Annotated in this window: 18 protein-coding genes; 9 read left to right on the forward strand and 9 right to left on the reverse strand. The window is 70.9% G+C overall.

Annotated features, from left to right (window positions below; all coding sequences use genetic code 11):
* Nucleotides 1-29 precede the first annotated feature (29 nt).
* From ABZU75_RS23520 to ABZU75_RS23540, 5 genes are all read right to left on the reverse strand, one after another.
* A complete protein-coding gene (locus ABZU75_RS23520) occupies nt 30-2,189 on the reverse strand; it encodes a protein kinase (protein WP_355557910.1) in 2,160 nt (719 codons plus the stop codon).
* A gap of 148 nt (nt 2,190-2,337) precedes the next feature.
* Nucleotides 2,338-2,778, reverse strand: coding sequence for a hypothetical protein (locus tag ABZU75_RS23525; protein ID WP_355557913.1), 441 nt, complete (start codon nt 2,776-2,778; stop codon nt 2,338-2,340).
* 13 nt (nt 2,779-2,791) lie between these two features.
* Complete coding sequence (locus tag ABZU75_RS23530) at nt 2,792-3,841, reverse strand: hypothetical protein (RefSeq protein WP_355557916.1); 1,050 nt, start codon at nt 3,839-3,841, stop codon at nt 2,792-2,794.
* An 89-nt stretch (nt 3,842-3,930) separates the two neighbouring features.
* Nucleotides 3,931-5,715 carry a PQQ-dependent sugar dehydrogenase gene (locus ABZU75_RS23535; RefSeq protein WP_355557919.1) on the reverse strand — a complete coding sequence of 595 codons (1,785 nt, stop codon included), beginning with the start codon at nt 5,713-5,715 and terminating at the stop codon, nt 3,931-3,933.
* 449 nt (nt 5,716-6,164) lie between these two features.
* Nucleotides 6,165-7,223 (reverse strand): LacI family DNA-binding transcriptional regulator, encoded by a 1,059-nt coding sequence (locus ABZU75_RS23540; RefSeq protein WP_355557922.1) that lies wholly within the window; start codon nt 7,221-7,223, stop codon nt 6,165-6,167.
* Between the two features lie 155 nt (nt 7,224-7,378).
* Between ABZU75_RS23540 and ABZU75_RS23545 the strand changes: the two genes are divergently transcribed.
* Genes ABZU75_RS23545 through ABZU75_RS23570 form a run of 6 tightly spaced genes read left to right on the forward strand, consistent with a single transcriptional unit; the run spans nt 7,379 to nt 13,334 of the window.
* Nucleotides 7,379-8,572 (forward strand): amino acid ABC transporter substrate-binding protein, encoded by a 1,194-nt coding sequence (locus ABZU75_RS23545; RefSeq protein ID WP_355557925.1) that lies wholly within the window; start codon nt 7,379-7,381, stop codon nt 8,570-8,572.
* A 4-nt stretch (nt 8,573-8,576) separates the two neighbouring features.
* Nucleotides 8,577-9,464 (forward strand): branched-chain amino acid ABC transporter permease, encoded by an 888-nt coding sequence (locus ABZU75_RS23550; protein WP_355557927.1) that lies wholly within the window; start codon nt 8,577-8,579, stop codon nt 9,462-9,464.
* Nucleotides 9,448-10,467 carry a branched-chain amino acid ABC transporter permease gene (locus ABZU75_RS23555; RefSeq protein WP_355557929.1) on the forward strand — a complete coding sequence of 340 codons (1,020 nt, stop codon included), beginning with the start codon at nt 9,448-9,450 and terminating at the stop codon, nt 10,465-10,467. Before ABZU75_RS23550 ends, ABZU75_RS23555 begins: the two co-directional genes overlap by 17 nt.
* On the forward strand, nt 10,464-11,198 hold the full coding sequence (locus ABZU75_RS23560; protein WP_350916896.1) for an ABC transporter ATP-binding protein: 735 nt from the start codon (nt 10,464-10,466) through the stop codon (nt 11,196-11,198). The genes ABZU75_RS23555 and ABZU75_RS23560 overlap by 4 nt, the downstream gene beginning before the upstream one ends.
* Before the next feature lie 10 nt (nt 11,199-11,208).
* Nucleotides 11,209-12,135, forward strand: coding sequence for an ABC transporter ATP-binding protein (locus ABZU75_RS23565; RefSeq protein ID WP_355558008.1), 927 nt, complete (start codon nt 11,209-11,211; stop codon nt 12,133-12,135).
* A complete protein-coding gene (locus tag ABZU75_RS23570) occupies nt 12,132-13,334 on the forward strand; it encodes a hypothetical protein (protein ID WP_355557933.1) in 1,203 nt (400 codons plus the stop codon). Before ABZU75_RS23565 ends, ABZU75_RS23570 begins: the two co-directional genes overlap by 4 nt.
* A gap of 89 nt (nt 13,335-13,423) precedes the next feature.
* Here ABZU75_RS23570 and ABZU75_RS23575 read toward each other — a convergent pair whose 3' ends face one another.
* Entirely contained in the window at nt 13,424-13,969 is a 546-nt protein-coding gene (locus ABZU75_RS23575) for a MarR family winged helix-turn-helix transcriptional regulator (RefSeq protein WP_355557936.1), read from the reverse strand.
* Between the two features lie 119 nt (nt 13,970-14,088).
* On the opposite strand from ABZU75_RS23575, the gene ABZU75_RS23580 reads away from it, so the two are divergent.
* Nucleotides 14,089-15,675: an LLM class flavin-dependent oxidoreductase gene (locus ABZU75_RS23580; protein ID WP_355557939.1), complete on the forward strand. Its 1,587-nt coding sequence runs from the start codon at nt 14,089-14,091 to the stop codon at nt 15,673-15,675.
* Nucleotides 15,676-15,797: 122 nt separating this feature from the next.
* Here ABZU75_RS23580 and cydB read toward each other — a convergent pair whose 3' ends face one another.
* The 3 genes from cydB to ABZU75_RS23595 form a co-directional block, all read right to left on the reverse strand.
* Nucleotides 15,798-16,739, reverse strand: a complete 942-nt coding sequence (gene cydB, locus ABZU75_RS23585; protein WP_355557942.1) for a cytochrome d ubiquinol oxidase subunit II — start codon at nt 16,737-16,739, stop codon at nt 15,798-15,800.
* Nucleotides 16,740-16,750: 11 nt separating this feature from the next.
* Nucleotides 16,751-18,175, reverse strand: a complete 1,425-nt coding sequence (locus tag ABZU75_RS23590) for a cytochrome ubiquinol oxidase subunit I (protein WP_355557945.1) — start codon at nt 18,173-18,175, stop codon at nt 16,751-16,753.
* Nucleotides 18,176-18,641: 466 nt separating this feature from the next.
* Nucleotides 18,642-19,544, reverse strand: a complete 903-nt coding sequence (locus ABZU75_RS23595) for a polysaccharide deacetylase family protein (protein ID WP_355557948.1) — start codon at nt 19,542-19,544, stop codon at nt 18,642-18,644.
* Nucleotides 19,545-19,916: 372 nt separating this feature from the next.
* Between ABZU75_RS23595 and ABZU75_RS23600 the strand changes: the two genes are divergently transcribed.
* Together ABZU75_RS23600 and ABZU75_RS23605 are read left to right on the forward strand one after the other, a co-directional pair.
* Nucleotides 19,917-20,873, forward strand: coding sequence for an acyl-CoA desaturase (locus ABZU75_RS23600; protein ID WP_355558011.1), 957 nt, complete (start codon nt 19,917-19,919; stop codon nt 20,871-20,873).
* Nucleotides 20,874-20,981: 108 nt separating this feature from the next.
* A complete protein-coding gene (locus tag ABZU75_RS23605; protein ID WP_355557951.1) occupies nt 20,982-21,659 on the forward strand; it encodes a carbon monoxide dehydrogenase subunit G in 678 nt (225 codons plus the stop codon).
* Nucleotides 21,660-21,684: the final 25 nt, after the last annotated feature.

Genomic DNA, 21,684 nt, shown 5'->3' on the forward strand with positions numbered 1-21,684 from the left:
CGGCGGGCTGAGCTCTCACCGCCGCATCCTCAGGCGGTACGCAGGCTGCCGACGTCGTACAGCAGCACGTCGTTACCTGCGGCCACCGCCAGGACGGACCCGTTGGCGCTGAAGGTCACGGTGTGGACCTGGCCGGTCTCCAGGGGTTGCCGGAGCCGCCGCCGGGTGGCGACGTCCCACAGCAGGACGCCGTCCTTGTCGGTCCCGGCGGCGAGAACGGTCCCGTCGGGGCTGCACGCCATGCTGTTGATCGTCGAACCGGCCCCCTTGAACGTCGTTCCCTTCGGTTTGCGGGATGTCACGTCCCAGACCCGCACCACCTTGTCGTACCCCGCGCTCGCCAGGGTCTCGCCGTCGAGGAACACGACGGCGTTGACATCGTCCTTGTGCCCGGTCAACGGTCTGCCGACCGCTCTGGATCCGGAGGTGCGCCACAGCCGTACGGTGTCGTCCCACCCGGCGGTGGCCAGCAGGCGCCCGTCGGGGCTGAACGCCGCATTCCTGACCAGTTCGGTGTGACGTATGGAGGCGCCCGACTGCTTGCGGTCGGAGGTCCGCCAGAGCCGGACCCACTCGTACCCGCTGCCGGTGACGAACTGTTCGCCGTCCGGGCTGAACTCCACGAAGACGGAGCCGATCACGGACTTCGACACGCGACGCCTGGACTCGACGTCCCACACGTGCGTCTCGGTGTCGGTCACCCCGCCGACACTGATCAGGGTCCGGCCGTCCGGGCTCAGCGCCACGCCCTCGACGTAGAACCTGCGGTCGTCGAGTTTCGCGATCATCTTCCCGGTGGGGACCTCCCACAGGCGGACCTTGCCGTCCCAGCACCCGGCGGCCACCAGGCGGCCGTCGGCGGAGACCGCGAGGCCCTGCACCGTGTTGCCGTTCTCGAGCACCAGCGGCCCGTCCGGGCCGGGCGGGATCAGCCCGGACGGGCTCGGGGAGGCCGCCGGCCCGTCCGTGGGCGAGGTCGCCGGGGTGGCCGAGGACGACGGCGGGATGGTCGCGGCCTTCGGGCTCGCCCCGGGCGAAGACGTGGCCGAACCGGCCGCCTCCCTCAGGTAGCGGGGAACCAGCACCGCGGCCCCCGCCGCCGCGCAGGTGGCCAGCGCGGCTCCTCCGCCGATCAGGAAGCTTCGGCGGGGTAGCCCCCGGGAGGGGGACGCCGCCGGCCCGCCGGAGGGGCCGGTGGGGAGTGTCATCCGGGGCGGGCCGTCGGCCGGCGGTGTCGGGGGAGGGGCGGTGGGAAGCGGTGCCGTGCCGGATCGCTCCCGGGTGAGCGGCAGGTCCGGAGAGGATGCCGGGTCCGGCGGAGACGGCTGCGCCATCCGCCCCATGGCCGTCGTCAGCAGGTCACCGGTGGGGACCGCCGCCCCGTTACCGGTGATGAGACCAAGCAGGACCTCCTCGGCCGTGGGGCGGTGCTCGGCTGCCTTGGCCAGGCACCGGCCGGAGATCTGCCGCAGGCCGTCCGGCAGGCCGGTGAGGTCGCACTCCTGGTGGAGGATCCGGTACACCAGGGCCGCGAGGGCGACATCATGGCCGAACGGGGTCCTGCCCGTCCCGGCGAACAGGATGGTGCCGGCCCAGCTGAACATGTCGGAGGGCGGGCCCACCGAATCCCCGGAGAGCTGCTCGGGCGACATGTACGGCGGGGTGCCGATCAGGCTGACGGACGTGGTGGCCAGGTCCGTGCTGCGTGCGATGCCGAAGTCGACCACCCGTGGCCCGTCCGGGCCGAGCAGCACGTTGGCGGGTTTGAAATCGCGGTGGACGATTCCCGCGTGGTGGATCGCCGCCAGCGCGGTGGCCGTACCGATCGCGAGCCGTGCCAGGTCACGCGGGTCGAGTGGCCCGCGTGAGCCGATCCGCTGCTCCAGCGACTCCCCTTCGATGAACTCGCTCACCACGTACGGCTGATCGTCGGCCGTACCGACGTCCAGGATGCGTGCCGTGCAGAAGTGGGGCACCTGGCGGGCCGCCTCCACCTCGCGGAGGAACCGCTTGTGGGTCTTCGGGTCACCGGCGACGTGGCCGTGCAGGACCTTGACGGCGACCCGCGTCCCCGAAGGGGACTCCCCGAGGTACACGGATCCCTGGCCGCCCTTCCCCAGGCAGCCGAGCAGCCGGTACTTCCCCAGCCGGGTCGGTTCGCCCGGACGCAACGGGCGCGGTTCCGACACGTGTGCCTCCCGGCGTCTCGCGACCTTGAGGTCGACGCGGCACGGCGGGGCGGATGGCGGCCGTGTCCGCGGGGCTGCCCGACTCGGGCATGCCCCAGGATAGGCGCTTTCGGCGTGGGTTCCGTCCCGCTGTCTCCCCGGCCCGGGATCACGGCCGGCGGTCAGGGCGCCGGAACCCGTCCCGCCGATCAGCGCGTCGATCCCGCGGTCGCCTGCGGTCGCGGTACGGAGTGTCGTCCCCGGAGCCGCGGTAGAGGCGGTCGGCGCCGTCGTCGCCGTGCACGACATCGTTGCCCTCGCCGCCGCAGACGACGTCGTCACCGCCGAGGGCGTGGATGGGGGAGCGCCGACCGTGCCGGTCCACTGGTCGTCGATGCGTAGCCGGTCGGCGTTGTTCACCACGAAGATGCCGTTGTGCGGGTAGATCGTGTTGTCGGCGACCAGCCACACGCACTGCCAGGTGTTGGGCACCCAGATGCCCGCGGGGCGGGGGCGCGTCGTCGGGCTCCCCGCACCGCGGCACGGTCACGCCGTCCCGGGGGCGTTCCGCGGGTCTCCGCCGCGGCAGGCGGAAAGATCCGTGGAACACACCCGGGGGCCGGTCAGGGGCGGTGCCTGGTGGCCCAGCGATACTGCTGGAAGACCTCCTTGCCGGTCACGGACCGGTCGAGGAACATCAGGCTGTCGAGCCGGCAGTCGCACGGGTTCTGCTCCCGGGTGTTCTGCGGGAAACTACCGCCGATCTTGATGCCCCTGGGGTCCGTCTCCGAGGTGAGGTCCGGCTCCGGCGGCCCCGAGACGCCCCACGGATCGTCCGAGAGCGTGTAGAACCCGTCGAGCGGCCGCCCGTTCTTGTACAGCGCCATGGTGCCCTCGTCGAAGTCGAACGTCGCGGCGAGGAACACCCACTCGTTGAGCGGTAGCACGCTCTGCCAGGCCTCGCTCGCGGCGAACGTCTGGGACCTGCCGCCGTCCACGCGCCTGCCGAGCGCGACCACCCGCAACTCTCCCGACACGTTGATCACTTCGAGCAGGGCTCGGACGTCGTGCCCCTGGGAGGTGCCGGTGAGGACGCCCGCCAGCCCGACCGCGTTGTACTGGTCGTCCGGGGCAGGCGTGTTGGAGTTGAGGCCCGGGTTCGAGCCGGTCATCTTGAACCACCCCATGATCGTGGTCCCCTTCGCGCCGTTGAAGGCGTTCAGGGTGGGCACCCCGGTCTCCGAGTAGACGCCGGCCTTCCAGTCGTCGTTGCCGACGAGGGCAGGGTTGACCTGCCGCGTCTGCAACGAGGACCGGCTCCCCCGATGGGCGCCGTCCGGCACGCGCATCGAGGCGCCGCCGTTGACGAGGTCGATGTCCGTTCCCGAACGGCCCTGGTCCCGCTCCCGCGCGGCGTTCCCGGGAGTGGGGTGCTCGAAGTCGTAGTAGGCGACCAGGTTCCGCTTCAGGCCGGGGAACACGTCCGGCCGGGACTGCTGCGAAGCCGCCGTGCCGGCGGGGGCGGTCTGCGCGCCGGCCCGGGCCTGGGCGGCCGGGACCGTCGTGAGCGACCCGCACAGCACCGCGGCTGCGAGGGCTGTCGAGAGCACACGTGGCCGGCGGTGTTCCCGCGCCGCGGCGTCATGGCTGATGTACGGGTGGCGTTTTCTCAATGTCTTCTCCCTGGTGCGGCGCCGGATCCTGCGGCCGCCGCCGAGGCGGGGAACCCGCCCCGCCGGCGGCCGTGGTCACGCGCGTACGATCAGTCGTCCACCCGGGTGCCGGTGACCTTGAGGCCGCGGAGCCGGCCGATGTTGTCGAACGACCCGAAGCCCACCCTGCCGGAGGTGAACGTGGTGTCGACGGCGGTCATCAGCGGAGACTTCGCGCCGTCGACGTACACGGCGATCTCCCCCGAGTCGGCGCAGTGCTTCACCCGGATCCGGTGCCACTGCGTGTCGGTGACGGCGGGCCTGGCGCCTCTGGAGCGCACCTCGTCCCACTGATCCTCGATCCGCACCCGGTCGGCGTTGTTCACGGCGAAGATCCCGTTGTGCGGGTAGATCGTGTTATCCGTCGACAGGTGGGCGTAGTAGAACTGGGTGTCGCTCTGGTAGCCGAACACGACGATCACATCGCGATTGGTGATCTCGACAGGGGTGTCCAGCCTGACCTCGCCGTCGAACCGGACCGAGCCGAACTTCGGCCCCGCCGAGAGCACCGCGTACTCGAAGGGACGGCGAGGGCCGGGGCGAGACTGGCCGGCCTCGGCCAGGACGATCTCCTTCCCGGGGAACCGCCACTTCGCCGGGGTGACGGGGGCCCAGTCCGCAGCCCGGGTCACGTTGGTCACCCGGGTGCGGCCGGTGTCGCAGCCGGCGAACCACCGCGTGCCGGTTACCTTCCAGATCTTGCCGTTGGCCTTGGACAGGATGTAGAGCTCGCCGGCGGCGTCGCGGCCGAACCGGAAGTCGATCCGGGCGTCGCCCGCCAGGTCCCGCATCGAGACCCGCTTGCCCGTCCGGTCGTAGACCATGAGCTCGTGGATCGGGGCCCGCTCGGCGCCGATGCGCATCTCACGCTCGTCGGTGTAGAAGATGCGGCCGGTGACGATGTCCCCGAAGAGATACTTGCCGCGCAGTTCGGGCACCTTGTGGCCGCGGTAGACGAAGCCGCCCGAGATCCCGCGCCCGACGTCGGCGGTGCAGTTCCAGCCCGGCGGCGGGTTGTGGTCGTAGGCGGCCACCGGGTAGGTGTAGCCGTATTTCTCGTCGTCGGCGGGCAGCGGGCGGAGGCGCTCGCAGGGGTTCGAGGTGGCCTTGTCGAACACGAACGACCCCTCGCGCTCGCTCCATCCGAAGTTGGCGCCCGCGCGGACCTCGTAGACCGCCTCCACGCTCTTCTCGCCGATGTGCCCGAGGAACATGCGGTGCCGTCCCGCCGGGTCCCAGCTGAAGCGGTGCGGGTCGCGCATCCCGTAGGCGTAGATCTCGCCGAGCGCGCCCGGCCTGCCGACGAACGGGTTGTCGGCAGGGATCCCGTATTTGCCGTTGGCGCTGTTCCCGGCCCGCGGGTCGATCCGGAAGATCTTCCCGTGTGGCAGTGCCAGGTTCTGGGGCTCGTCGTTGCGGACGCCCGTGCCGCCGTCGCCCACCGCGACGTAGAGCAGCCCGTAGTCCCTGTCGCCCCGCTTGGCGGTCGGGTTGAAGTCGATCTGCTGGATGCCGTGGATCTGGCCCGCGAACCCGAGCCGGAGGATCTCCCGGCGGCTCCCCTGGAAGGTGCCCGCCGACGGGTCGTCCGCCGTCCACTCGGTCACGATGCCGTGGTACAGGGTGCCCGGCTGGGGCGTCAGGTCCGGGGTCTTCGCGGTGGCCGAGGCCAGCTCGGTGTGGACCGTGTAGAACGTGCCGTTCTTCCGGAACTCGGGGTGGAAGGTTACGAAGCCGAATCCCTGGCCGAGGCCGCGGCCGGAGAAGAACTCGGGGGCGAATGTGGCGCCGACGTCGAGGTAGACGTGTGGCGCGCCGTTTTCCAGCAGGTACATCTTGCCATTTAGGTCAGGCACAAACTTGCGTCCGGACCCATCCGGAATTTCACCGACGTGGTTGATCCGGGCCCAGCGGACCATCCGTGGATCGGTCGGCGCCGGGGTCGGCTCCGACTTGGGGAACGAGGCGAACTCTTCGACGGTCAGCCCCAGCCCGGATGTGATCGGCTCCTCCGGGATCGGATCGGTGATCGGTTCATCGAGTCGCGCGGCCGCCGGTCGGGTGGACGAAGCGGCTGCTTGTGGCACTTGGGGAAGGCCTACGAGGACGGCGACGATTGTCAGCAGGAACCATTTGGACTTCCGCATCCCGCCTACCTAACAGTCGAGGGGAGGCGCTTGGAAAGCGCTTCCCTGAAAGTAGGAGACGATTACGGTTGCGTCAATGACATGTTTCTTCGAGGCTGAAATCGCCCTCGCGGCCGGGCCGGTACGCCGGTGCGGGTTCAGCGGGTGAGGCGGGCCGCCCCGGACCTGGCGGGGGCCGGGCCAGTGGAGGCGCGGACGACCAGCTCGTGGCCGGTGCGCCGGCGCCGGGGGCGGGCGGCGGGAGGCTTGAGGACGAGTTCGAGCGCCTGCCGGCCCATGCCGATCATCGGCAGACGGACTGTGGTCAGGCCCGGGTAGACGTCGGCGGCCACCGGGATGTCGTCGAAGCCCGCGACCGAGACCTCGCCGGGGATCAGGCGGCCGTCGTGCAGCAGCCAGGACAGCGCGCCGACGGCCATCGGGTCGTTGAGCGCGATGACCGCGGTCAGCTCCGGGTGCCCGCGCATCAGTTGCGCGGTCGAAGACGCGCCGCCCTCGCGGGTGAAGTCGCCGTGTACGACGGGGATCGCCTCCCAGCTCAGGCCGTGCGTCTCGGCGGCGCTCCGCAGGCCGGCGAGCCGGTCCTCCACGGTGGTGAGGTTGGCCGGGCCACCGACCACGCCGATGTCGCGGTGGCCGAGGTCCAGCAGGTGGCGCATGACGGTCTCCGCGCCGTTGCGGTTGTCCGGCAGCACCGCGTCGACCGGCAGGTGGTGGCGGCCTATCACCGCCACGCGGCCTCCCGCCGAGCTGAAGGACGCGAGCTCGGCGGCGGTACCGACCTCGGTGCTCGCCTCGACGTATCCCGATCCGGCCAGGACGATCGAGGTGACCCGGTGGGCCCGCAGCGTGCGGATGCGCGCCAGCTCGGCGCTCGGGTCGCGCTCGGTCTGGCTGATCATGGCCATGTAGCCGCGGCTCTCGGTCTCGCGCAGCACGCCCCGGGCTATCTCGGCGAAGTAGGGGTCGCCGACGTCGTGGACGATCAGCCCGATCATGGAGGCCTGCCCGCCGGCGAGGGCTCGGGCGTGGCTGTTGGGGACGTAGCCGACCTGGGCCGCCACGGCCTGGACGTGTGCCGCGAGCGCGGAGCTGACTCCGCTGCTCCCGGTCATCGCGCGGGAGGCCGTCGCCAGCGAGACCCCTGCGGCTCGTGCGACGTCCACCAGACGCGGAATGGCTGTGCGCTCTTCCATTCGCGAGATTACCCCCTTGTCACGTCGCTGTAATGCGTGCCATGGTAACCGAAAGCGCTTACGAAAGCGCTTACGAAGGCGAAACCGACCCACGCTCTGGAGGGTTCGACATGGTAAGGGCTCCCCTCGCCCTCAGAAGCCTTGCCTTGGTAGCGATGTGCACTCTAGGCCTTTCCGCCTGCGGCGGCATCGGCGATGAGCCGACCGCCGAGAGCGGTGGCACCGGTCCGGTCAAGGTCGGCATCTCCCTGCCGCTGACCGGCGATTTCTCCGAACCGGGCAAGGGTGTGCGGGAGGGGTACGAGGTCTGGGCCGACCAGGTCAACGCGGCAGGCGGCCTCCTCGGCCGGAAGGTCGAGCTGATCTTCCGGGACGACGCCTCCGACCCCAACCGTGTCGTCTCCGACTACGAGTCGCTCATCACCCAGGACAAGGTCAACCTGGTGTTCGGCCCGTTCTCGACCCGCCTGGTGATCCCCGCCGCAGAGGTCGCCGAGTCCTACAACATGCTGTTCGTCGAGCCCGCGGGCGCCGCCAAGGAGGTCTTCGAGCAGGGGTTCAAGAACCTGTTCTACGCCGCCCCGGCCATCGCCGGCGACCACTACAACTACCTGGCCGAATACATCCTGGCGCTCCCGGCGGACAAGCGGCCCAAGACCGCGGCGTACGCCTCCCTGGACGACCCGTTCGCCCAGGGCACCGCCTACGGCCTGCGCGACAAGCTCGCCGCGGCCGGCATCAAGACCGTGGCCGACGAGGTCTACCCGCCGGAGACCACCGACTTCGCCCCCATCGCCGCCCGGATCGCCAACGCCAAGCCGGACATCGTGGTCGGCGGCACCCAGTTCGAGGACTCCGTCGGCCTGGTCCGCGCCCTGCAGGAACTCGGCGCCCAGCCCAAGCTCGCGGCCTTCTCCACCGGCCCCACCCTGCAGGAGTTCCCCGAGGCGGTCGGCGGCGCGGTCGAGGGCATCCTGTCGCCCGTGGGCTGGTCGCTCACCTCCGGCTTCCCCGGCAACGACGCCTTCGTCAAGCGCTACAAGGAGATGTTCAAGGGCGAGGCCAACGAGGACGCGGCCAACGGCTACACCGTCGGCCAGATCGTGGAGGCCGCCGTCAAGGCGGTCGGCTGCGTCGACCCGACCGAGGAGTGCCAGACGAAGCTCGCGGACCACATCCGCGAGGGCACGTTCGACACCATCGTCGGCCCGCTCTCCTTCGACGACAAGGGCCGCCCCGAGGCCGCGCACATGATCCAGCAGTACGTGGACGGCAAGGTCCAGATCGTGCTGCCCGAGGGCTCCAAGGCGCAGACCACCAAGCTGGTCTTCCCCAAGAAGGACTGGTGACCTGATGCCGTCAGGCTCCCTCCTGCTGCAGGGACTCGCCCTGGGCGTGCTGACCGGCGGCCTGTACGCCCTGCTCTCCTCGGGCCTGTCACTGTACTTCGGCGTCATGCGCGTGGTGATGGTCGCCCACCCGGCGTTCCTCATCGTCGCCGCCTACCTCACTTACACGCTCAACGTCCGCCTCGGGCTCGACCCGCTGCTCACCATCCCGCTCACCGTCCCGCTGTTCTTCGCGGCGGGCGTGGCGATCCAGCGGCTGCTGATCTCCAGGCTCGCCTCCGACACGATGGCGATGATGTCGGTGCTGCTCACCTTCGGCATGGCTCTGATCATCGAGGGCGTGCTCGGCACCGTCTACACCGGCTCCTACCGGTCGATCAGCATGGACTACGCCACCAAGTCGCTGTCGCTCGGTGCGGTCCGCCTGCCGTACGACCGCATCATCGCCTTCGGCGTCGCCGCGCTCACCCTCGGCCTGCTCTTCGTGGTGCTGCGGATGACCCGCTTCGGGCAGTCCCTGCGCGCGACCATCCAGCACCCGCAGGCCGCCCGGCTGGTGGGCATCAAGACCGACAGGGTCACCGGATACGGCTTCGGGGTGGGCCTGGCCACCGCGGCGGCCGGCGGCGCTGTGCTCGCCCTGATAACCCCGTTCTTCCCGGCCGCGCACTGGGCCTGGATCGGCAAGCTGATGGCGATCATCGTCGTCGGTGGCCTGGGCAGCGTGCAGGGGGCCGCCGCCGCCGCGCTCATGCTCGGCGTCATCGAGAGCCTGGTGCTGGTCACCGTCGACGCGACCTGGGCCACGATGATGTTCTACGTCTTCCTCTTCCTGACCCTCGTCGTGCGTCCCCAGGGATTCTTCGGAGGCCGCCTTGCGCAACGGTTCTAAGACGAAGGCCGGGCTCGTCGCGCTCGGGGCGCTCCTCGCCCTGGCCTACCCGTGGCTGGTGCCCAACACCTATCTCCTCTACGCGGGCGTGCTCACCGTGATGTACGCGGTGATGGCCACCTCGTGGAACCTGCTTGGCGGGTTCACCGGATACGTCTCCCTCGGCCACTCGGCGTTCTTCGGGCTCGGTGCGTACGGCACCGGCCTGCTGATCACCCGGGCCGAGTGGAACTGGATCCTCGCGCTGCTCGCCTCGGCCGTCGCGGTCGCGCTCTTCGCCGTGCTGGTCGGTATCGCCGCGGTCCGGGTGCGCGGGGCCTCCTTCGTGATCGTCTCCATCGCCCTGGTCTCCATGATGAACCTGCTGGTCCAGGGCTGGCGGTCGCTGACCGGCGGCTCCACCGGCCTGCGGGTGCCCACGCCGTTCCGCGAGCTCAACCGCGGCGAGGCGCACCTGGTGTTCTTCTACCTCTTCCTGGCCCTGCTCGTGCTGGCCCTGCTGACCTGGTGGTTCGTCGATCGCTCCCGGTTCGGCAGCGGCCTGCGGGCCATCCGCGAGGACGAGGACAAGGCCGAGTCGCTCGGCGTGCCGACGGTCGCGTTCAAGGTCGCCGCCTACGCGCTGTCGGCGCTGTTCGTGGCCCTGGCCGGCGGCCTGTACGCCGTCTGGTTCCGCAGCCTCGACCCGATCTTCGTCTTCTCCATCCTGATCGGCTCCTACATGGTGCTGATGAGCCTGCTCGGTGGGGTCCGCTATCTGTTCGGCCCGCTGCTCGGCGCGCTCATCGTGGCCCCGGCCGGGGAGTACTTCCTGGTCGCGCTCGGCGAGTCGCAGATCCACCTGACCGCGACCGGCCTGGTGCTGGTGCTCGTGGTCCTGTTCATGCCCGAGGGGATCATCCCGGCCGCCGCGAAGCTGCTGCGCCGGAGACGGCCCCCGGAGGCGTCGATCCGCGAGGAGACCGCCGCACAGCGGGCGGAGTTGCAGGAGGCGGCCCGATGAGCACGTCGCTGCGCACCGAGGGCCTGACCAAGGCGTTCGGCGGCGTGACCGCGGTGAACGGCGCGACGGTCGAGCTGGTGCACGGCAAGATCAACGGATTGATCGGGCCGAACGGTTCCGGCAAGACGACCTTCTTCAACCTGGTCACCGGGATGATCCGGCCCGACTCCGGGCGGACCCTCTACGGGGACAGGGAGATCACCCGCTACTCGCCGCACCGCATCGCGCACGCCGGGCTGGGCCGCACCTTCCAGCTCTGCCGGGTCTTCCCCCGGATGACCGTGCTGGAGAACATGCTGGTGGCGGTGCGCCGCACCCGGCTGCGCGAGCTGCTGGCCGGCAGCCACGACCGGGGAGAGGTCGAGCGGGCCCGCCACTGGCTGCGCCGGGTCGGTATCGACCACCTGGAGCACGCCGAGGCGCGCAACCTCTCCTACGGGCAGCAGAAGCTGCTGGAGCTCGCGGCCGTCTTCATGGGCGACCCCGAGCTGGTGCTGCTCGACGAGCCCGCCGGAGGGGTCAACCCGGCGCTGATCGAGCGGATCGTCACTCTCGTCCGCGAGCTCAACCGGGAGGGACGGACGTTCCTCGTCGTCGAGCACAACATGGACATGGTCATGGGGATGTGCGACCACGTGATCGTCTTCGACCGCGGCGCCCCCATCGCCGCGGGCCCGCCGGCGGTCGTGCAGAACGACCCCCGAGTGCTGGAGGCCTACCTCGGTGTCTGACGTGTCTGAAATGCCGGCTCCGCCGGGGACCGTTCTCGAACTGCGCGACGTCCAGGCCGGGTACGGCAGGGCGGCGCTGGTGCTGCGCGGGCTGTCGGTCACGGTCCACACGGGTGAGGTGGTCTGCCTGGTCGGGCCGAACGGCGCGGGCAAGTCGACGGTGCTCAAGGTGGCCAGCGGGCTACTCGTCCCGCGCTCGGGCTCGGTGCTGCTCGGCGGCCGGGACGTCACCGGCGCCTCGCCGCAGGACCTCCTGGGCAAGGGGATGGCCCACGTGCTCCAGGGGCACAGCGTGTTCCGCGAGATGACGGTCGAGGAGAACGTGCGCCTGGGCGGCTACACCGTCCGGGACAAGGCCTGGATCAAGCGGCGCATCGAGGCGGTCAAGGAGATCTTCCCGGTGGTCGGCGAGCGCTGGACGAGCATCGCCGGCCTGCTCTCCGGCGGCCAGCAGAAGCAGGTGGAGTTCGCCCGCGCGCTCATGCTGGAGCCCAAGGTGATTCTGCTGGACGAGCCGTCCATGGGCCTGGACCCCAAGACGACCTCGACCGTCTTCGAGCAGATCGACCTGATGCGCCAGACCGGGGTCGCCGTCCTGCTGGTCGAGCAGAACGCCCGCCGCGCCCTGGAGATGGCCGACATCGGCTGCGTGCTGGACCTGGGTCGGGTGCACATCTCGGGACCGGCCAGGGAACTGGTCGAGGACCCCCGCCTGGGAGCCCTCTACCTCGGCGGCAGCGCCGCCAGGAAGGCGCAGGCCCCGGACGGGCCGCCCGACCGCGCGGGCACGGCGCCCGCCGCGGCGGAGGGCGCGGCAGGGAGATCCGGCGGCGCGGGCTCCGGAGCCGGCGGTACAGGCGAGGCATCCGCCGGAGCGTCGGGCGCAACCGGGAGGCCGGAAGGGACGCCGGTCGAGGCCGACAGCACTCCGGCGTGACGTCGTCCTCCCGGCCGGCGTCCTCCCCGGGCCGGGCCGGCCGCCGCTGGACCGGGGCGGCCGGGGCGTGGCTCGGGCTGGGTGCCGCACCGGCGACGCTCACCATGGGGGCGGCGATGGCCGACCGCCACGGCGGGGCGGTGCCGATCGTCGCCGTCCTGCTCGGCGCTGCGCTCATGGCCGCGCTCCTGTACGGCCAGGGCATGCTGGGCCTGGGCTCGTCCCGCGCCGAGGGCGGCACGCTGACGGATGTCGCGCCCACCTACCTCTCCCCGGCCGCCCGCACCGCGGTGGGCGTCCTGCTCACCCTGGCCATGATCGGCTGGAACGGTTTCAACGTGGGGCTGGGCGGCGCCTCGCTCGGCACCGTGACCTCCCTGCCGGGACCGGTGGGCGCGGTGCTGCTGGCCGCCGCCGTCCTGGCCGCCTCCTACGCCTCCGGCCGGCTGGGCAACCGGATCGCGGTCGTCACCACGCTGGCGGCGCTCGCGCTGGTCGCCGTGTGCGTGGTCAGGCTGAGCCCGCCCGTGCTGCCGGTCACCGCCGACGTCCGCGGCATCCTGCCGGACGTGGCGGTCCTGGTCGGGTACGTCGCCGTTTTCGCGCTGCGGGCACCGGACTTCAGCCACGGCCTCGCCGGGCGGCGGGACCTGCTGGTGTGCGTGGCACTGCTGGTGGTCCCCGCGTCGCTGGCGACCCTGGCCGGCGCCGGGGTGTGGCTGCGCACCGGCTCGCCCGACGTGGTCGCGACGCTGGCGGGCACCGGTGACATCGCGGCGTTCGGCAACCTCTTCGTCACCGCGGCGGTCTTCGCCCCCAGCCTGACCACCACCTACTCCGGCGCTCTGGCGATCAGGTCGGTCAGGCCCGGCCTCTCCAGGACCGCGGCCATGCTGACCGTCGCCGTCCCCGGCACGCTGCTGGCCGTCCTCCGGTTCGACCTCTATCTCCTGCCCTGGCTCTCGGCGCTGGCCGCCGCCCTGCCCCCGCTCGTCGTCCCGATGGCCGCCGAGGCCTGGCACCGCCGCCGGGGCGGCACACCCCGCATGATCCCCGTCTGGACGTGGGGCCCGGCCGGTGTCACGGCCACCGCCCTGGCCCTCCTCGGCGTCCCCGCCGCCTCCGTCGCCGGCCTCGCCCTGGCTCTCGCCGCCACTGCGCTCAATGCCTTCGGGCGCAGGCCCGCGGCGTTTTCCTGACACGGTGCGCGTCCCGGTCGGAACGCCCGTCAAAGATGCCGTACTCAAGCCTCGTTGAGGTCAGCCTCGGCGTAGGTGGAGGCCTGGGTTCAGCGGCGGGGGGCGCGGCGTGGTTTGGCGGGGGTGGTGTCGGGGGCCAGTTCGGTGACGAGCTGGCAGGTGTCGTGCACCGGGTCCAGGGTGTTGGCCTGGATGGCCAGCTTCCTCAGCAACTCGCGGAAGACGGAGCGGTCCGCCGGGTCCAGCGGTGCCAGGACGTGCTCCTCGGCGTGTTCGAGCCGGGTCTGGGTGTCGGCCCAGGTCGCCCTGCCCCGCTCGGTGGCGACGATGCGCTTGTTGCGCCGGTCGGCGGGGTCCGGCCGGCGCTCGACCAGGCCGGCCTGCTCCAGGTCGTCGAGCAGGTAGGTCATGACCGTCTTGTCGACGCCGAGGCGCTGCGCCAGCGCTCCCTGACCGCCGGGGAGCTCCTGGGCGGCCGCGGTGAGCACCTGGTAGCCCCTGGGCCCGCCGGGCAGGTGGCTGACCAGCGCGTTCGCCGTCCTGACGTAGGCGCGGAAGACCACCCCGAGGGTCCAGCCCAGGTCGCTGTCCAGGGCGTCCGAGGTCTCCATGCCGGGACGTTGGGTTGCGGGCATGTCGCCAGATTATCAGTACTAAAGGTGAAAAAGACCTTCTGTTTGACAATCTATCTGTTTTAAATACGATCTGTCGTGCCATGGTGCCGCACATCCGACATGACGTTCCAAGGAGAGACATGGCCGACTACGGGCACGAGCTGCTGTTCGGAACCTTCCTGACCCCGGTCGCCGAGCAGGCTCAGCGGGTCGTCGCGCTCGCCCAGCTCACCGAGCAGGTCGGCCTGGATCTGGTGACCGTGCAGGACCATCCGTACCAGGCGTGGTTCCTCGACACCTGGACGCTGCTGTCGGTCATCGCGGCGAGCACCTCGACGGTGCGGGTGTCGCCGAACGTGGCGAACCTGCCGCTGCGCCCGCCGGCGGTGCTGGCCCGCAGCGTCGCGACCCTGGACATCCTCAGCGGCGGCCGGGTCGAGCTCGGGCTCGGGGCGGGTGCCTTCTGGGACGCCATCGCCGCCGTCGGCGGCCCCCGGCTGAACGCGGCGCAGGGGGTCGACGCCCTCAAGGAGGGCATCGAGGTCATCCGGGCCGTCTGGGCGACCGGCGGCGGATCCGTACGGGTCGACGGTAGGTATCACCGCGTCTGGGGAGCCCACCCCGGCCCGGCGCCCGCCCACGACGTCGGCATCTGGCTGGGGGCCTACAAGAGGCGGATGCTCGACCTGACCGGGCGGCTCGCGGACGGCTGGCTGCCCAGCAGCGCCTACGCCGCCCTGGACGCGCTCCCGGCGATGAACGCCGCCATCGACGAGGCCGCGGTCGATGCGGGACGCTCACCCGGTGACGTCCGGCGCCTGTACAACATCTCCGGCGCCTTCACCGGCTCGGGACGCGACTTCCTCCAGGGACCGGCGCAGGTCTGGGCCGAGCAACTCGCCGAGCTCACCCTCACCCAGGGGATGAGCGCCTACATCCTGGCGAGCGACGACCCCGACGACATCCGGCGCTTCGCCGCCGAGGTCGTTCCCGGCGTCCGTGAACTCGTCGAGGCCGAGCGCGGCGGTTCGGGGCCGTCCGCCGCCGACCGGTCCGGGGCCGCCGACACCGAGGTACGCGGTACGTCGGCGGCCGTCGTCCCGCCCGCCCAGGTCAGGGGCGCGGTTCCCGCCCTGGGAGTCACGCCCACCCCGGACGACGGCGTCCGGCTCGCCGACGTCCAGGTCTGGGACGAGAGCACCCGTCCGACAGGTCCTGATCCCGACCCGGATCGCACCTACACCACCCGGCAGCGGGCGGCCGGACAGCACCTCGTCGACATCCACGACCACCTTCGCAAGGAGCTCACCGAGATTCGCGGGCTCGTCGACCAGGTCACCACCGGTGCCATGGATCCCGGTGCCGCACGCTCGCACATCAACACGATGACGATGCGCCAGAACAACTGGACGGTCGGTACGTACTGCGAGTCCTACTGCCGCGTCGTCACGACCCACCACACCCTGGAGGACCAGAGCCTCTTCCCGCACCTGCGCCGTTCGGACCCCAGGCTCACGCCCGTCGTCGACCGCCTCGAGCAGGAGCACCACGCCATCCACGAGGTCCTCGAAGGCGTCGACCGGGCGCTGGTCGCCTTCGTCGGCCGACCGGACGGTCACAAGGAACTGCGGGCGGCCATGGACCTGCTCACCGACACGCTCCTGTCCCACCTGTCGTACGAGGAGAGGGAACTGGTCGAGCCGCTCGCCAGGCTCGGCCTGCACTGAACGCCACGCGCGGGTTCGGGGTAGGGCTCTCCCGGCGACCGGCGACCGGCGACCGGCGACCGGCGACCGGCGACCGGCGGTGAAGCGGGAAGCCTGACCCGTGAGAGGCGGGCCAGGGTGTCTCAGGACACCCCGGCGACCAGGCGCTTGCGGAAGACCCAGTACGACCACGCCTGGTAGCCGAGCACGAACGGCAGCGCGATCAGGCCGATCCAGGTGAGCATGCCCAGCGTGTACGGGCCGGAGGCGGCCTCGGCGACGGTGAGGCCGGGGAGCGGGGCGGGCCACAGGGCGCCGAACAGGGCGCCGCCGCCCAGCGCGATGGACGAGGCGGTGGCGGCGAACGCCCAGCCGTCCCGGCCGCGCCAGGTCAGCGCGATCCCCGCGGCCAGGGCCGCCATCGAGGCGAGCGCGCCCGCCCAGAGCCACGGGGCCGCCGACCAGCCGGCGGCCACCGCGTCCGTGGCGGGGATGTTCGGCAGTGCCACCACCGCGGCGGGCAGCGCCACCGCGGCGGCGATCATCGCGGCACGCCGGGCACGGGAGCGCACCGGTCCCGAGGTCTTGAGCGCGACGAACACCGCACCGTGCAGCACGCACAGCGAGAGGGAGAGCACCCCGCCGACCAGCGCGGCCGCCGCGCTGTTCCGCAGCAGGTCGGCGAAGACGGCGCCCCACAGGAACGCGGGGAGCGCGCTGCCGACCAGCACGCCCAGGTCGCACCAGGCGCGGTCGGAGGCGTGCTGGACCTTGCCGCGCCACTCCAGGCCGATGCCGCGCACGATCAGTCCGACGAGGATCAGCGTGATCGGCAGGTAGAACTCGCTGAGCAGCCCGGCGTACCAGGCGGGGAAGGCGGCGAACATGGCGCCGACCGCGGTGATCAGCCAGACCTCGTTGCCGTCCCAGACCGGGCCGATCGTGCCCAGGACCTGCTTGCGCTCGGCCTCGTTCCTGGCCAGCGCCGGTGCCAGCATGCCCACGCCGAAGTCGAAACCCTCCAGCACGAAGTAGCCGATCCACAGGAACGCGATGAGTACGAACCAGAAGGTGGTGAGTTCCATGATGGTCGCCTTCAGTACATCAGGGTCGGCTGGAGCCGGACGTCCGCGGTCTGGTCGTCGCGCGAGGGCGGGGTGAGGGGCACGGCGGGCACGGCGGGTTCGGGGCCTGCCTTGACGTGGCGGATGATCAGTACGGCCTCGGCCACCGCGAACACGCCGTAGACCAGGGTGAAGACCGCAAGTGAGATGGCCACCTCGGTGAGGCTCACGCCGGGCGACACGCTCGCCGCGGTGAGCAGCTCACCCTGGACGGTCCACGGCTGGCGGCCGATCTCGGAGAGCAGCCAGCCCGAGATCATCGCGATGGTCGGCAGCGGCAGCGCCAGCAGGGCGGCCCTGGCGAACCAGGCCGGGATCTCCTGCTGCGGGTGCTTGCCGCCGCGGCGCCTTCGGGTCAGCCAGAGGCCGAGAATCGACAGGCCCACCGTGGCCATCCCGAAGACGATCATCACGCGGAAGGACCAGAAGACCACCGGCAGGTTGGGCAGGTAGTCGGCCGGGCCGAACTGCTCGGTGAACCGGGCCTGTATGTCCGCCGTGCCCTGGACGACCGCGTTCGGGTCGTTGGTGGACAGGAAGCTGAGCAGTTTGGGGATCTCCACCCCCGGCACCGGGGAGAACGCCGCGCCGGCCGTGTCGTGGGTGAGCCCCTCGGCGGCGGCCAGCTTCATCGGCTGCTGCTCGTACAGCAGCTTGGCGGACATGTCCCCGCTGACCGCGACCACCGCGCCGGCGATCGCCGTCATGGCCAGCGCGGCCCGGATCGGGGTCCGCCAGATGCTCGGGGTGTTCCGCCGCGCCGTGGCGGCGCGCCGCTCCTTCAGGACCTGGTAGCCGCAGATCGCCAGCACGAAACCGCCCCCGACCACGAAGGCCGCCCCCACCACGTGGGGCACCTGCGCGAGGGCGGCGGAGTTGGTGAGCACCGCCCACAGGTCGGTCATCCGGGCCTTGCCGTCGATTACCTCGTAGCCGACAGGGTGCTTCATCCAGGCGTTGGCGGCGAGGATGAAGTAGGCGGACACGGTGGAGCCGATGACCGCGATCCAGATGGTGGCCAGGTGAACGCGTTTGGGGAGCTTGTCCCAGCCGAAGATCCACAGACCGATGAAGGTCGACTCCAGGAAGAACGCGAGCAGTGCCTCCAGCGCCAGCGGGGCGCCGAAGACGTCACCGACGAAGATCGAGTACTCGCTCCAGTTCATGCCGAACTGGAACTCCTGCACGATGCCGGTCACCACGCCCATCGCGAAGTTGATCAGGAAGATCTTCCCGAAGAACTTCGTCAGCCGGAGGTAGTGCTCCTTGCCCGTGCGGTGCCAGGCGGTCTGCAGGCCGGCCACGAAGACGCCGAGGCCGATGGTCAGGGGTACGAACAGAAAGTGGTACACGGTGGTCACCCCGAACTGCCACCGGGCCAGGTCTAGTGCGTCCATCTCCCCTTCGCGTTCCCCTCGCGGGCCTTTTGCTCTACAGCTCGTAGTTCTATCCTTAGTAGTACTACAAGCTGTAGAGCAACAGGAGGGTGGGGCGCCGCGAGCTGGTGCGATCTTTGTCACATGGTCCGGTGCGAGACCGCACTTCTCGGCCGGACCGAGACCGTCCTTCGGCTCGCGGCGCCGGCTCTCCTCCTGCCGCGGGGAATGTCTCCACGCATGTCCCGTCACATGGACGCATCCCCGCCGCCCGCCATCCCCCCGGAGGCGTGACTCCATGATGGGGCGGGAGGCACCCCCGGGGCGTCCACCTCCGGAGTGATTTCGAGGTACGCCGCGCGGGCGACACCGCGAGCCTCCCGCGCCGGATTCAGGGCCCTCAGCACCGTGTCCGGTGACTCCCGGTCGCCGGTGACGGCCGCGGCGGGACGGTGACCGGAAATCCGGTCGAGGTTCCCGGTCGGTGCTAGCGGGTCGCCGCCTTCGAGGTCGCCGCCTTCAGGTACGCGTCGAGGTTGCCGAGCTCGAACCCCCGGCGCCTGATCTTGGCGACGAGGATCTCGAAGTCACGGGCGAGGTTCGGACGGAAGTGCAGCAGCAGCACATCGCCGGGGCGGAGCTTCTTGTCGGGCACCTGGTAGGCGATCTTCCCGCCTGGCTGCACGGTCGCGGTCCAGAGCAGGAGCGCGTCGATGCCGCAGGCCTTGGCGGCCCTGCGGGTCAGAGTGTTGTGGTTGCCGAACGGAGGGCGGAACAGGGTGGGCGCGGTGCCGGTGTGCCTGCGGATCAGTGTGGAGGTGCCGCAGATCTCGGCCTTCTGCCCCTCGTAGCCGAGCGCGGGCAGGTTCGGGTGGGTCAGCGTGTGGTTCTCGATCGTCGCCCCCGCGTCGCGCAGGTCGCGTACGTACCTCCACTTGCCCGCGCCCAGGAACCTGCCGCCCTGGGCGGTCGGATCTGTCGCGCCCCTGGCCTCCACGGCGTCGCGGGTGACGAAGGCCGCCACGGGGATCCGCTGGTCACGGACCTGTGCCACGAAGCCGGGATCCTGCTCCCAGCCGTCGTCGATGGTCAGGAAGACGACCTTCCGCCTGGTGGGGATGGAACTGATCACCGGAGGCAGGCCGTCAGCGGGACGGGGGATCACGCCCACCTCGCCCGGTCCGGGCATCGCACCCGGCGGCCCTGCCGGGGTCTTCGCGGCCCGGCCGTCCCCGCCGGCGGGGGCCTTCCCCGCACCGGAGGAGGCACCCGGCGCGGCGGCGGCGCCCTCGCCGGCCCCGCCGTCCAGGCCGGTGGCGCACCCGGCGCTCACCACCAGGGCCGTCGCCATCGCCGCCGCTCTTATCGTCCAGTACGTCCCCGATGCCATGGGCGACCATCCTGCCAGCAGCCGGGAGTCTGTTCGATCATGCCGCGCGAGGGCGATTCAAATGGCTATGTTGTTGTAATTCCTTGATCGCAGCATTTGGCGGGGTAGGGTCAGCACTACCACGAGTAGGGGTGGGAGCGGGGGTTTGCGAGCGCGGCGAGCACGCAATCCTGGGAAAGTCATCATGCTCGGTTGACGTAGATATATGGCGTCGCCGGTTGACGTAATCATTCGAGTGATCCGGCCCATCTGAGGAGAACCGTGACCAACTCCACCGCGATCGACGACGCGGATCCCCCCGCCCCCCTTGAAAGCGTGGAACGGGGTAGTGATTTCGCCCGCCTGTCGCGCCGGATCGTCCAGGCGGGGCTGCTGGACCGGCGCCCCGGTTACTACGCCGTACGGCTCGGCCTGGTGGCGGCCTCCTTCGTCGGCGGCTGGGCCGTCTTCTTCGCCGTCGGCGACTCGTGGTACCAGCTGCTGGTCGCCGCCTTCCTCGCGGTGGTGTTCGCGCAGATCGGGCTGGTCGCCCACGACCTGGCCCACCGCCAGGTCTTCCGCTCCCGCCGCTCCAGCGAGCTCGCCGGGCTGGTGGCCGGAAACCTCGCCATCGGCATGAGCTACGGCTGGTGGATGGACAAGCACACCCGCCACCACGCCAACCCCAACCACGAGGACCACGACCCCGACGTCGCCCCCGACTTCCTGATCTGGTCGCACGAGCAGGCCGCCGAGAGCAGGGGGTTGCCCAGGCTCCTGGGCCGCCGGCAGGCGTTCCTGTTCTTCCCGCTGCTCACGCTCGAGGGGTTCAACCTGCACGTGTCCAGCGTCCGGGCCCTGATGCGCCCGACGACCAGGAACCGGGCCGCGGAGGCGTCGCTGCTGGCCGTGCACGCCGTCCTGTACCTGGGCGCGCTGTTCACCGTGCTGTCGCCGGGCAAGGCCGTGGTCTTCCTGCTGCTGCACCAGGCGATCTTCGGCGTCTACCTGGGCTGCACCTTCGCGCCCAACCACAAGGGAATGCCGATGCTCAGGGGCGAGGAGAAGCTCGACTTCCTCCGGCGCCAGGTGCTGACCTCGCGCAACGTGCGCGGCGGCAGGGTCCTCGACACCGTGCTCGGCGGGCTCAACTACCAGATCGAGCACCACCTCTTCCCCAGCATGCCGATGCCCAACCTGCGCCGCGCCCAGCCGATCGTCCGGGCCTACTGCGAGGAGCTGGGTGTCGACTACCTGGAGTCCGGGATCGTCAGCTCGTACGCACAGGCGCTGCGCCACCTGCACGACGTGGGCGCGTCCCTGCGAGCCGGAAGCCCCGCGCCCGGCTGACCCCGGCAGGTCTCGTGCGTCAGAGCGGCAGCACTGACAACGAAGGGTCGCGCCGGCGGGCAGATGTTGCTGTTATCCGCCCGCCCCGAAATTGCCTAGGGTGCTGATGTGAAGCTCGCAGGCAGTGCCGTGCTCGGCATCGACAGAGATCGTGTGTGGTCAGCGCTCCAGAACCCGGCCGTGCTCGTACGCACGATTCCGGGGTGCGAGCGCCTTGAGGAGACGGGCCCGGACACCTACCGGATGACCGTCACCGCGGGAGTGGCCTCCATCAAGGGCGTCTACCAGGGCGAGGTCGCCCTGTCGGAGCCCGAGGCTCCGGAACGGTTCGTGCTCAGGGCTCGCGGCCAGGGCGCCCCCGGCACCGTGGACGCCACGGTGCAGGTCCGTCTCAGCGAGGTCGAGGGCGGCACCCGGATCGACTACGACGCCGAGGCCGTGATCGGCGGCATGATCGGTGGCGTCGGCCAGCGCATGCTCGGCTCCGTCGCGAGGAAGACCGCGGGTGACTTCTTCTCCGCGGTGGAGAGCCACCTCGTCTCCGGCGTCTCCGTCGAGGCCCCCGTCGCCACGGTACCCGCGGAGGCCGCCGCACCCACCGCACCCGCCGCGCCGGGAGTGACGGTCGAAGCCGGCCCCGCGCATGTCTTCGAGCGCCCGGCGAAACAGCCCAGAGCCGGAGTCCCGGCCTGGTCGCTCCTCGCCGCGTTCGGCATGGGCGCGGGCGTCGCGCTCGGCAGCGCGGTGATCGGCTGGCTGCTCGGCCGTACCGGCAGGAAGCGGTGACGTCGCTCACAAAAGGAGAGGGGTA

It is taken from the genome of Streptosporangium sp. NPDC005286 (assembly GCF_040607515.1).
Taxonomy (GTDB): Bacteria; Actinomycetota; Actinomycetes; order Streptosporangiales; family Streptosporangiaceae; genus Streptosporangium.